The 12,405-nt window shown below is 50.0% G+C and carries 11 protein-coding genes; 3 read left to right on the plus strand and 8 right to left on the minus strand.

Annotated elements, in window-relative coordinates:
• Positions 1-28 precede the first annotated feature (28 nt).
• Entirely contained in the window at positions 29-937 is a 909-nt protein-coding gene (locus JW814_02130; GenBank protein MBN2070227.1) for a DMT family transporter, read from the minus strand.
• Positions 938-1,126: 189 nt separating this feature from the next.
• On the opposite strand from JW814_02130, the gene JW814_02135 reads away from it, so the two are divergent.
• Positions 1,127-1,453, plus strand: coding sequence for a hypothetical protein (locus JW814_02135; GenBank protein ID MBN2070228.1), 327 nt, complete (start codon positions 1,127-1,129; stop codon positions 1,451-1,453).
• Positions 1,454-1,756: 303 nt separating this feature from the next.
• A complete protein-coding gene (locus JW814_02140; protein MBN2070229.1) occupies positions 1,757-3,073 on the plus strand; it encodes an L-lysine 6-transaminase in 1,317 nt (438 codons plus the stop codon).
• Between the two features lie 142 nt (positions 3,074-3,215).
• On the opposite strand, the gene JW814_02145 is transcribed toward JW814_02140, so the two are convergent.
• The 4 genes from JW814_02145 to JW814_02160 all read right to left on the minus strand — a co-directional run bounded on the left by JW814_02145 (position 3,216) and on the right by JW814_02160 (position 6,481).
• Complete coding sequence (locus JW814_02145) at positions 3,216-3,500, minus strand: hypothetical protein (GenBank protein ID MBN2070230.1); 285 nt, start codon at positions 3,498-3,500, stop codon at positions 3,216-3,218.
• The gene (locus tag JW814_02150; protein MBN2070231.1) at positions 3,500-4,288 is read right to left on the minus strand and encodes a class I SAM-dependent methyltransferase; all 789 of its coding nucleotides are present in this window, start codon (positions 4,286-4,288) and stop codon (positions 3,500-3,502) included. Before JW814_02150 ends, JW814_02145 begins: the two co-directional genes overlap by 1 nt.
• Positions 4,289-4,363: 75 nt before the next feature.
• On the minus strand, positions 4,364-6,244 hold the full coding sequence (locus JW814_02155; GenBank protein ID MBN2070232.1) for a carbamoyltransferase: 1,881 nt from the start codon (positions 6,242-6,244) through the stop codon (positions 4,364-4,366).
• A gap of 15 nt (positions 6,245-6,259) precedes the next feature.
• Positions 6,260-6,481, minus strand: a complete 222-nt coding sequence (locus JW814_02160) for a hypothetical protein (protein ID MBN2070233.1) — start codon at positions 6,479-6,481, stop codon at positions 6,260-6,262.
• A 171-nt stretch (positions 6,482-6,652) separates the two neighbouring features.
• Here JW814_02160 and JW814_02165 point away from each other — a divergent pair, with 171 nt between their 5' ends.
• A complete protein-coding gene (locus JW814_02165; GenBank protein ID MBN2070234.1) occupies positions 6,653-7,597 on the plus strand; it encodes an aminopeptidase in 945 nt (314 codons plus the stop codon).
• A 24-nt stretch (positions 7,598-7,621) separates the two neighbouring features.
• Here JW814_02165 and JW814_02170 read toward each other — a convergent pair whose 3' ends face one another.
• From JW814_02170 to JW814_02180, 3 genes are all read right to left on the minus strand, one after another.
• Entirely contained in the window at positions 7,622-9,091 is a 1,470-nt protein-coding gene (locus JW814_02170; GenBank protein MBN2070235.1) for an O-antigen ligase family protein, read from the minus strand.
• 67 nt (positions 9,092-9,158) lie between these two features.
• Positions 9,159-10,337, minus strand: coding sequence for an aminopeptidase P family protein (locus tag JW814_02175; GenBank protein MBN2070236.1), 1,179 nt, complete (start codon positions 10,335-10,337; stop codon positions 9,159-9,161).
• Positions 10,338-10,361: 24 nt separating this feature from the next.
• On the minus strand, positions 10,362-12,398 hold the full coding sequence (locus tag JW814_02180; protein MBN2070237.1) for a hypothetical protein: 2,037 nt from the start codon (positions 12,396-12,398) through the stop codon (positions 10,362-10,364).
• Between the last annotated feature and the right edge of the window lie 7 nt (positions 12,399-12,405).

Consider the following 12,405-nt stretch of genomic DNA (forward strand, 5'->3'; position numbering starts at 1 on the left):
GATTCAAGGGAAAAACTCTCTCTCTTCACTATCGCTTTTGTCCGGAAGCGACGGTCTTCCTGATCCGCTGTCCGGTCTGGGAGAGGTACAATCCGGCAAGGAGTACCAGGCTACCCGCGGCAAAGAGTATCGTGACCTCTTCATCGAAAAAGAAGTATCCCGACAGCGCCGCCAGAGGCGGGTTGAGATAAATAAATGATGAGACTGAAGTAGCGCTCAGGCGGGTAAGGGCGAAATTCCATATCCAGAAACCCGCGAGAGTGCAGAGAAGAGTAAGGTAGGCAAGGGCGATCCAGTGCGACACCTCCATTAAAGCGATCTTCTCGAGAAAATCAGAGTCGAGAAGAACAAGAAACGGAAGGGTGCCTATGAGGGATGAAAGGCAGGTGATCGTAAAGGGAGAACTTTTTTCCGCCAGGCTCTTGCTTATTATAGTGTAAATGGACCAGCATAGAGGAGCAAGAGCCGTGATCAGCGCGTAACGCAGGTCGGCGCGCAAGATACCGGTAACAGCTCCCATCCCGATCTTTCCGTAATCGATCACGATATAAAGCCCGGCGAACGCGATGATAATGCCCAGCACCGTTTTCAGGGTCACTTTTTCCCTGAGAAAGATCACGGCCAGTATCAGAGTAAAAAGAGGAGCGAGGGTCGTGATAAGAGCGGCCGCACCCGGTTTGATCTCCGCCTGACCGGTATAGAGGAAATAATTGTAACCGGCGACTCCCGTCAGACCCATCAGAATCAGTTTGAGAAAGGAGTTCTTCAGGGCGCGGACCGACTCTCTTCGCCTCGCGGAACTGGTTGACAGATAGACGATTATAAACAGGGCAAATGGAAGAAATCTCGCCAGGACCAGTTCGCTCGCTGAAAATATCTCCCTGAGGTGCCTTATCGCCGTAAAAGAATTCGACCAGATGACAAAGAGAAGTACCATCAATCCTCTTACAGCAGCAACAGGCAGCAGAGGTCTGGAGGAATTATCAGGCACTACCGGAAACCTTTCGGAAGAAAAAGAAATTTTACGCAGTCACTTGAAATGACAGGGCGATGTATGATATAATAAACCACAGCAAGGTCGCAAGTACAGCAACATTTGGATACACATCAGGAAAGGGTGAGGACGATGTTAAAACGTTTGATCCTGTTCTTGGCACTTGCATCGTTTATAGCCTCAGCAGCTGATGCTGCTGCGGTTTATCGGGGGAAAAAGGGCCGCAGATATCTACGCCACAGTCTCCTGAGTTCGAAGCTGACTGCCGATAAATTAACCACATATAACACATATGGATATCCAGTCCATCGCCTGCGCGTGAATGGATACGGAAAGGTCCTTGAGCACTGGACCTATTACGAGATAGGAAAAGAGTTTATTTTCGACGAAGATTCAAAGCTGGTCAAGGTCAACAAATTCTGGCCTGAAGACAGGAGGGAGAGGTTCCGGCAGAACTAGGCCGGTCATATATTTTTTGCGGGAGCGTGAAGTGGTAATCACCTCACCAGGGAAAAGGAGAATGTAAAGGATAACTGTCCCATTACTTCTCCATTTCTCTTTTCCGTCCGGGTCGGACCCTGTACTGCAGCCGCAGGGGCAGACCCGGTTTTTTTATCTCTGAGCTTTCTGTTTTTCCTGAAAATTTTCAGGAAAACAGATTGAAAATATCCAGTAAAGCTGATATATTAATGGCGCGGTGATTGATTGCCGATTAGTGTTATAAGTCTTTGTCCTTATATGAATTATGATTGAGAGGTGTCTATGGGAAAGTCGAAGATCGCAGCGAAGGATGTTCACAAGACTCTTAAGAAAAGTATGCTTGTAGACGGGTATCCATTTGTACTTGATCTTGAGAAAAGTCACGGCACATGGCTCCACGACGCGGCCACGGGAAAGGAATACCTCGATTTCTTCACCTTTTTCGCTTCCAGCGCGCTCGGATATAACCATCCCGCCCTTACTACCGACGATTTTCTCAAAGAACTTGCGATTACCGCTGTGAACAAAGTCTCGAATTCCGATCTCTATACGCAGGAGATGGCTGAATTCGTCGATACATTTCATCGCATCGCGATCCCCGACTATCTGCCCAACCTCTTCTTCATAAGCGGCGGCGCTCTGGCCGTTGAAAACGCTCTTAAAGCCGCCTTCGACTGGAAGGTAAGAAAGAACTTCGAGAAGGGGATCAAGGAGGAGAAGGGCCACCAGGTCATCCATTTCAAAGAGGCTTTCCATGGACGCACCGGGTACACGATGTCCCTCACCAATACTGATCCGACAAAGGTCAATTATTATCCGAAATTCAACTGGCCACGGATCGAGAACCCGAAGGTCATATTTCCCGTGAAGGACCATCTCGCCGAGATAGAAGCGGCTGAAAAAAGAGCTGTAGATGCGATCGAGAAGGCGATTGCTGATAATCCCGATGATATCGCGTCGATTATAATAGAGCCGATCCAGGGCGAGGGAGGAGACAACCATTTCCGCAAGGAGTTCTTCCACCAGCTGCGAAAGATCGCCGATGAACGCGAGGTAATATTGATCTTCGACGAAGTCCAGACCGGTGTCGGAATGACGGGAAAGATGTGGGCCCATCAGAATTACGATGTCAAGCCGGATATCATCTGTTTCGGAAAGAAGACCCAGGTCTGCGGCATCGCGGCGAGCAATCGCATCAATGAGGTCGATTCGGTATTCAAGGTATCGAGCCGGATCAACTCGACATGGGGCGGTAACCTTGTCGATATGAAAAGAGCAATGAAGATCTTCGAAGTGATAGAAGAAGAGGGACTCGTCGATAACGCGGCGAAGATGGGAGAGATATTCCAGAAATCTCTGGGAGATATCCAGCAGCGTCATCCTGACAAGATATCGAATGTCAGGGGACTGGGCCTTTTCTGCGCTTTTGACTGCCCGGACGGGAAAAGCAGGAACGATTTCGTCAACAAGGCGATGGAAAACGGTATGATCGCTCTCAAATGCGGCCCGAGGACAGTCCGTTTCCGTCCGCCCCTCAACGTGAATGAGGCGGAGCTGTCAAAAGCTGTCGAAATCATAGAGATGACCCTTAAAGGTTGATAACCGGCAGGGGAGATCATCTTTCCGGCGATAGATTCGCGGGGAATCAAGGAACGGCCTCCGCGCCAGGCGCGGGGGCCGTCTCATTTCAGATTGAAAGCGGCCTTCAGGCATGACCGGCCGGTCGACGGGGCAGAATAAGTCAATCTGCCGAAGGAGTCTTCGCTTTCTTTGTCTTCTTTTTGTCCTTCTTCTCACTGACAGGCGGATCGGATTTTTTTTCGGCGAGTTCTTTCTTCCCATAATCTTCATCCCGGTAATCTGTCCTGTAAAATCCCGATCCTTTCAAAATATGACCAACGGGATGGATTACCCGGTAAACAGGCCCGCGGCATTTCGGGCACCGCTTCCTGGGCGCGTCCGATATCTTCTGGTCGATCTCGAATTCATGCTCGCATTTTTCACAAGCGTAATGGTACGTCGGCATCATTGCTCCTTTTTCTTTGCCAGGATGATTATCCCTCCGATAAAAGGCCTGAAGATCCTGTTGATCAGCCTGTCCGGTCTCGCGTGTGCGCGGGTAGTCGTTATCAGCAGAGTCTGAAGTTCGGGGAACTGTCTCATCTTTCTCTTCCACCAGAAGGTCGTCTTGAAGTCCTCATCTTTTCCGTGCCATCCTATACCGAAGTCAAAGACAGCCTTGTGTTTGGTAAGGAGCCATCTCAAACCGCCGGCTTTTCCTCTCGTCTCTATAAATCGTTTTACAAACATCCGATAAAAGGTCTTGGGATTGATCAGGTTTCCCACAAGAATAAGAAGGTGTCCGCCTTTTTTCAATACCCTGATCTGTTCGTTCATCCCTTTTTCAAAATCCCAGATATGTTCGAAGACATCTTTTGAATAGATACTGTCGAACGTCTCATCGCCGAACGGAAGGGCGCAGGAATCGCCCTGCATGGATTTTATGTCAAGTCCGTAATGTTTCGCCATTTCATGAACGAACTTCGGATCTCCCGGGCAGATGTCGACATTGAAACATTCCGTTCCGAAACCAGCCACCTCGTAAAGCGTAAACCCGACACCTCCGCCTATATTGATTATCCTCTGGCCTTTCCTCACTTCGAGGAGCCTCATGATCATTTCGATCTCAACGTGGAAGCGGTCGAGATCTTTTCTGTACTGAATATATCTTCGGTCGTATTCTACCTGTCTTTTATTGACGTTCAGAGATGGATTGGGTCTCTGGATTATCAGGTCTTCTTTTTTAATGAACATATGCTCCTCTTCTGCTGAAGAGATATTAACCGGAATGACACGGGAAATCAATATCCCCACCGTTAAAAAATTCAATCAACGGTGGTCCGCGAGGTCTTTCGCGCCGATCCTTTCCTCACGCGAGGTGTTGTCTGCCGGAGGGTCCCCCTGCAGGCGCTTGTCGAAAAGGTAATCTCCCACGACAAGGTAATCGATCCCTGCGCTTATGAAACACCTGTAGGCGTCATCCGGGGTGCAGACGATCGGTTCACCCCGCACATTGAAGCTCGTGTTGAGGACGATTCCATAGCCGGTCATTTGTTTAAACTGATCGATCAGGGTCCAGAAGCGGGGGTGATCTTCTCTTCTGACGCTCTGTATCCTAGCAGAGCCATCGATATGGGTCACTGCCGGTATGTCCGAGCGGACGGTATCGATCCTTTCCTGGAGAGGAATGGAAAGATCAGCGCCGTGGTTCTGAATGAGCCTTCCTTCGATGACAGGCACCACGAAGAGCATATACGGTGATGGCCTGTCCAGATCGAAATACTTTTCGATATCTTCTTCAAGTACCGATGGAGCGAACGGTCTGAAAGCTTCCCGCCGTTTTACGACCGCGTTCATTCTTTTCTGCATGGCGGGATTTCTGGCGTCAGCGAGGATGCTTCTGTTGCCAAGAGCTCTCGGTCCGAATTCCATCCGTCCCTGGAACCATCCGATTATCTTATCATCAGCTATCAACGATGCCGTTTCTCTCGCCAGTTCGTCAAAATCGTCGAAGTGTCTGAACGGAGCCCGGTACTTTTTTATCATGATCCCTATCTCATCAGCAGAGAACGCGGGGCCGAGACAGGCTCCGTTCATCGAATCGGCTCTGCCGTCGATTATCCTCGATTTATCCATCTGCGTATGCCACCCCGCGAAAGCTGCTCCAAGGGCGCCTCCGGCATCTCCCGCGGCGGGCTGGATCCAGATATTCTCAAAAATCCTTTTTTTAAGCAGTTTTCCGTTAGCGGAGCTGTTCAGCGCGACTCCTCCGGCGAGGGCGAGGTTGTCGCTTCCAGTAAGATCTTTCGCCGACCGGGCGAGCCTGAAAAGGATATCCTCGGTGATCTGCTGGGCTGCAAGGGCGATATCGATATATGCCTGGTCTACCGGTGAATCCGGCGGTCGCCGGGGTATGCCGAAAAGGTCTGTCCATTTCCGGTCGTCAGTCATCCCCGATCCGGTGAGGAAATCGAAATATTCAATATTAAGCAGTATCGAACCATCCTCCCTGATATCAATGACTTGCTCGAGAAACGATTTCCTGAACCTGCCCACGCGTTCTCCATCAGGATCGCCAAAGGGAGCGAGTCCCATCAGCTTGTATTCACCGCTGTTGACCCTGAACCCGGCGTATGAAGTCACCGCCGAATAAAAGAGCCCCACGGAGTGGGGAAACCGGAGTTCCCTGATCAGCGTAAGATCTTTGTTGTTACCATGCCAGATCGCCGTAGTGGTCCACTCTCCGACTCCGTCGATGGTGAGTATGGCCGCTTCCTCGAAAGGAGAAGGATAGAAGGCGCTGGCCGCGTGAGAAAGATGGTGTTCAGGAAAGAGGAGAGGTATCCCGGATATCCCAAGCGTGGCGAGCTCTCTTTTAATGGTATTTTTCAGAAAAAGTTTTTCCCTTGCCCAGACGGACATGGAGGAGAGGAACGCGTTTGATCCCGCCGGGGCTAAAGCAAGATGAGTCTTTATCAGACGATCGAATTTTTTCAGCGGTTTTTCGTAAAAAGAGATATAGCTCAGATCACCGGGAGAGATCCCCGATTCTTTCAGGAGTGATCTTATCGCCCGGCTGGGAAATGAACGATCGTGTTTTACCCTCGTATATCTTTCCTCCTGGGCGGCGAAGATATTTCCGCCGTCAATGATCGCCGCGGCGCTGTCATGGTAGTAAGCCGAAATGCCGAGGATAGTGTCAGAACTCATCGCGCCCTTTCCACTTCAATATGGCCTGGCAAGGTCGTTTTTTCCAATACGCATCTTCTTCCCGGTCATCACGGAATCTTTTCCCGCCTTGAATCTTTTCAGCATAAGGAGGTCTGTTCCGATCAATCTTCCCAGAAGGGCGAAGGGGGTGACGATCAGGAAATAAAACAAGATTAAAACGGCCCCCGCAAAATATTCGACAGCGAACCTTGACAGCGATCTTTTTTTATCGTGCATATCGTTTTTCCGAAAGAAGTGCCGGTAGAGCCGGGTCTTCCAAGATGAAAGTTGATTGTATCACATTATTCTCTTCATTTACAACCGAGTCATCTCTTGCCTTTAAAAACCCCGATGCGGTATCCTGAAGAGGTTCGTGGTCAGATGTTCTTGAAAAAGGAGATGGGAAAGATGGATAAACTCACAAGCGCCGCTAAAAAGGCTGTCTATGACGCGATGAAAGTAAGGAAGGGCGAAAACCTCCTCCTGATCACCGACAGGCAGAAGATGAAGATAGCTGAAGCTCTCGCTTTCTGGGGAAAGAAAAAGGGAGCCGAGGTCACGACTTACCTGATGACCGAGACGTTAAGGCCGATAACTGAACCTACGGCGATATTCAAGGGGATGATGAAAAAAGCCGACGTCTCCCTCTATATGCTCGACGCGAGAGTGGAGGAGAAACCGTTCAGGGGATACATGGTAGTCAACGGCATGAAAAAGGGTCGGATCTGCATGATGCCGGGAATAACCGTCGACATGATGGAGCGCCTTATCAATATCGATTTTAAGAAGATGGACGCGTTGACGAGAAAGGTCATGAAGATACTTAAAGATAAAACGGAGGTGCGCGTCACCAATTCACTGGGGACTGATATCAGTTTCAGCGTAAAAGGCAGGGAGTGGAAGAACGATAACGGTGATATAAGCAAAGAGGGAAGTCACGGAAACCTTCCGGCCGGAGAATGTTTTACCTGTCCGGTCGAGGAGACGTTCACCGGCAAGCTGGCGATAAGCCTGATCGACGACAAGGTCGGCCGCGGGACGATGGTCTTCGAAAAGGGAAGACTTGTCGGTTTCAGCGGGAAGGGCGTGACCGAGATAGTCAAGGGGATCGGCAAGGATATGACCGGCCGCATGATAGGAGAGTTCGGGATCGGAACGAACCGCGGCGCGAAGATATGCAGGAATATGCTCGAAGCAGAGAAAGCTTTCGGAACGGTACATTTCGCGATCGGAGACAGCTACGGCCTTGGCAGGAACAGGAGCAAATGGCACTTCGACGCTCTTGTCCAGAAGGTGACGCTGGTCGCCGGAGGAAAGACCGTGATCAGAAACGGCAACTATCTTATAAAGTGATTTAAACCGGCAGACGGGTCATTATCACGGTGAAGGAGCGGCGAGAGCCTGCTCCTTTTCTTTCTCGACAATGATATTCTTTGCCGCGACGATTATTCCGAAGAGAAGCCAGACGAAATAGATATATATATAGTTCCTCAGGTATTCGATCTTTATCTGGTCGAAGAGGAACATCACCAGCATCACGTGAAGGACCTTGCTGAACGCGTCGGGGAATGGAGATGAAACTATTGAGGCCTTGAACCTTATCATCGACGCTTTCATCAACCTGAATATGAAGAAGAGGAAAGAGAGAAGACCTACCAGACCGGTTATATTTAAAATATACAGATAAAGGTTGTGGGGAAAGAGGAGGAAATCCGATCCCTTCTTTTCGGTATCCCAGAAAGGGCCGTGTCCTATTATCGGGCTTCTCATCGCCCGTTCAAATGATGACGTCCAGGCGGCAGCCCTGTTACTCGGAAGTCCACCCTCGAAGCTTGTGGCAAAGACTCTTTTAAACAGGGATCCTGATACGGTATATCTAGCCACGACTGTCTCAAGGACAACTATCAGCGCGACCACCGTGATCGTCATTGTCACCAGCTTTACGAAGTTAAGGTCCTTCCTGAAGATGAACGCCATGTATGTATATCCGAAGAAGAGGGTAAAGAATGCTCCCCTTGTGATGGTCGTAAACATCATCCCGAGGTCGAATATTAATATTGCCGCGTAGATGATCTTTGAGGCGAGGCGTTTTTCCCTCACCAGCATCAAGAAGATCACCGGGACGTTGATCGCGAAGAACTCGGCGTTCAGTTCGAAATCATGGAAGGCCCCTCCCATCCTTATATCTTTCATAATAAGATGTGTCCGGTGGCTTGTATACAACCACATCGGCACGATCGTCCGCCCGGGAAAGAGCGTCTCGATCAGTGTGAATGTTACAACAAGGGCAGCGGTGATGACCATCACCCTTGCCATCGTGCGGAGTTTTTTCTCGTCGTCGAGAAAGTTGATGACCAGATAGAAGAGGAGAATAGCTCCCCCGACGTTTGCCGTATGATACGCCGCCGCCTGGTAAGCCCGGGCCGAAGTATCGAGGCTGTAGAACGAGAGGAGGTACGACGCCATTATCAGAAGTACCGGCAGGTTGAACTGCCTGTCAGAGCGAAACCGTTCGATCTTCGCAGATACCCTTACCATGAATATAAGGAATATGATGACTGTGAAGACAAGATTCGAGTTCCCGATGGCTATCGAGAAAGGGAAAGGGTACATGACAGCCATAAAGACGAGGGCGTGAAAGGTCGAGAACGACCAGAGGACAGAGACAAGGACAACTCCGACAACAGCCTGGATCATCCTTTTATTCGGAGCGGCTATCTGGCTTCCAGCAATAAGTCCTATGACGATAACGAAGATCGCGTCTCTCACTCTGGAGAAAGGGAGATTCCTGATCCTTCCCTTCAAAGAGGGTTTTTTCCTGTCGTCGATATTGTCAAATCTGTTCATAACAGCGGTCCAAGCAAGATTGATACCCGGGTATAGGATCATCCGTTTTCCATAGAGCGGGCCGGCTTTAAATCAATATGATCTCTCTCTGTGGATCAGAGAGAAATTCGCCTCCGCCGGGGCGGACGACGATGATCTCCTCCATCGTGGCGACTCCGTATCCCGGGATATTGATCCTCGGTTCGAGAGTATATACCTGGTTCTCCTCGATCTTCAGATATGGGAGATCGCCGTAGCGCTCCCATTCGGGGCACAACAGGCCCGCTCCGTCGTGAGTCGCCTGTCCTACCTGGTGCCCCAGGGCGTGGGGAAATTCATCGAAACCCCGGTCGGTGATATATCCACGCGCGATCGTGTCTATCTCTCTTCCTTCCATCCCCGGCCTGATCTTTTCGGCGGCGAGAGCGATCGAATCACGTATCGTATTGAAAGGCTCTATGACTTCGACGGGGGCCGCTGTCTCGGAGTCGCGGAGAAAATACCATGTCCTCTGAAGATCCGAGCAGTAACTTTCGCTTCTCGTGCCGAAATCTATATTCAGTACGTGCCCTTTCTCGATCTTTCTGTCGGTAGGCCCGGCATGGGCGCCGGCCGATTCAGGTCCCGTGAAAACGGAAGGACACTGCTCTCTTTCCCAGGAGGTCTCCACTCCTTCGCGCTCGACTTCGCCAAGGATGAAGGCGGCGACTTCTTTCTCGGTCATTCCAGGTTTTATCATTTCCGTCACGCGGCCGAATATGTCAAGCGTGAGGTCGACGTTCTTTTTTATTCTTCTGATCTCTTCGGGGCTCTTTCTGCCGCGGAGCCTGGACACAAGCTTTTCAGAACTGGTCAGCATGCCGGCGTACGGAGTGTCTTTAAGATATTCCGTGAGGATAAGGTACATGCCGTGAGAAAGACCGTCCGACATCAGGTCGTTTTTCGAGAAATTTATCGCGATGCTCGACGGGGAGAATCTGTCAAGCTCACCTAACAGTGATTCTCCTATACCCTGTTTATAACCGATAACCTTGTAGCCGCCGACCTCCTCGATCCGCGCCATGTCGAGGCTGCCTACCAGGGCGACAGGTTCGCCTTCAGCAGGAATGATAAAGGCTGACTGCCACGTGCAGTTCGCCCCGAGAATGAGATCGAGGACAGGATCGGGAGATACTTCGGTCTCACGGGCAAATGTGAGCCAGAGATCTATCTTGTTTTCGGCAAGGATCTTTTTCGCCTGAGCTATCTTTTCCGTGACAATCGACATGACATCTTCCTTTCCATATCCGGGTCATTGAATTTCAATATGAAAGACAGTCCCCGCGGCATTGGTGAAAAGTTCGGTGTATCTTTCCGGCTGAGATCGTATTGATTCGATCAGGCCGGGATTTTCAGAGATATCTTCCTGCCAGATGACGAGATAAATATCCCTTCCCGTCATCCGCATTGCTTCGATATCGTCTGGAAGCAGGGTCCTTTCGGAGAAAAGCCGGTCTCTGATCCTGCCATACCTTAGGATCTTCTCTCCACCATACCCCTGGATAAGAAGAAAATTCTCCGGCAGGGCGAATTGATGCCTTTCTCCAAGGACAGGCATCAGGCCATATATGTTATTTTCGATAAATACCGAGTTGATATCGGTGGAATCCTTGATCCATTGAAAAAGCTCTCTCTGCCCGTCGGTGATGTAGAACCTTTTTGTCTCTATCCCTTTTGGCCGGTCAAGGACGAATCCCCTCACAGTCATCGCGAATGGAACAGAAAAAAGAAACAGGATCACCGCGACCAGAATGGCGCGTTTTTTCCCGCTGGCATTATGAATGGAATCGATGATCTGCCAGCTTACCGGGAGTATGAGGAGAAGAAAAAGGATAAAAACAAATTTACCCTCGACCTCGCCGGGAAGATCGATAAAGATGCTCGTCAGCGCGAGGGTGACGATCGATCCGGCGAGGATCATCCAATCGGTCTCCCCGCGCGAAAAAAGCTCCTTTAAGGATCTTTTCATGAAGGGAAAGAGGATGATAACGGGGCAGATGATCGTCAGCAGCGGCACTATTCCTATATGGAAATAATCCGAAATCGATCCGCTGTCACCGCTAGAGCCGCCGGTCAGAGAAAGAAAATATGGAGCGCCGGCTATTCCCGCGCCGATGGCGAGAGCGGGGACGATCAGTGAATTGAGGAATTTACGTTTTCCCTCTCCCGCAATCCGGTCTTTGAGGTATATATAAAGGGAAGCTCCACAGAGCGTCATTATTAGTACGACCCCCGTGACGACGTGAAATATAAAAGTTCCGAAAAGGAGGATAAATATCAATACAACCCGTCTTACCTGCGGTCTTTCCAGCATCTTCCAGGCGCAGGCGAGAAAAAAGACAAGCAGGAAAAGATCGGTCGCGTAGTTGAATGTCGTGGTAGTATAGAATTTATCCAGCATGCTTACATGATAGGTATAGTCAGGTTTGAGAAAGAACATCACCTGGTGTCCGTTAAGTTCCATATTTCCCAGCCATCTCGATATTTCCGCCATTCCCCTTACTTCCCCGGTGAGCGCCCTTACCATTGAAACTGGAAAAAGGATCCACGATGGAGCCTGCAACCCGGCGGCGGAGAAGAGGGGAGTAAAAACAAGGTCTCTTTTTCTTGACGTAAAGAGGGAGGTCACGCGAAAGACGAGGTACGGAAAGATAAAGGCGAAGACTATATTCGATACGCCCATGGCTGTAAAGACCTGCAGGCGCGAAAGCACTGTCCACGAGGCCTGAAAGAGATGATAGAACCACATATATCTTATGCTGACGTCTGGAAGGAGGGGTTCAAGGGGAGGGAGCCCCCTGAAGATGATCTCGTTAACGATCGACGCGTGCATCCAGGCGTCAGATCTTTCCAGGAGGAAATGATTGAAGAGGTACGGAACGAAGATGACCGACGCGAAGGCGAAAGAAATAATCATTATTTCTCTGCTGCCGGTCTGATATTGTCCGTTGGAATTTTCCGGGCCCTTTGCGCTGAAGATAAATATTGCCGCCAGAAGAGCGTAGAAAGTGAGAAGTGAAGCTATCAGAGCCGTCTGGAGCGATCCGGTCACCTGGTACAATATATATACGAGGAAAGCCAGGGCGATAGGCGAGAGCATCGGGGGGATCATGATATCGTCCAGAAAAGGCCTTTTCCTGTCCCAGAGAAGGTGCAGGAGAACCGTTCCAGGAAGCAGGAATATCTGAAGGAACGCCGATGGTATCCTTATAAAGGCGGGAGTCTCCAGCAGGAGAGTCACCGAAGAGAGGAAAAGAAGAAGAAAGAGGTATTTTCTCATCCGCGACAAATCTATC

It is taken from the genome of Candidatus Krumholzibacteriota bacterium, assembly GCA_016932415.1.
GTDB lineage: Bacteria > Krumholzibacteriota > Krumholzibacteriia > Krumholzibacteriales > Krumholzibacteriaceae > Krumholzibacterium.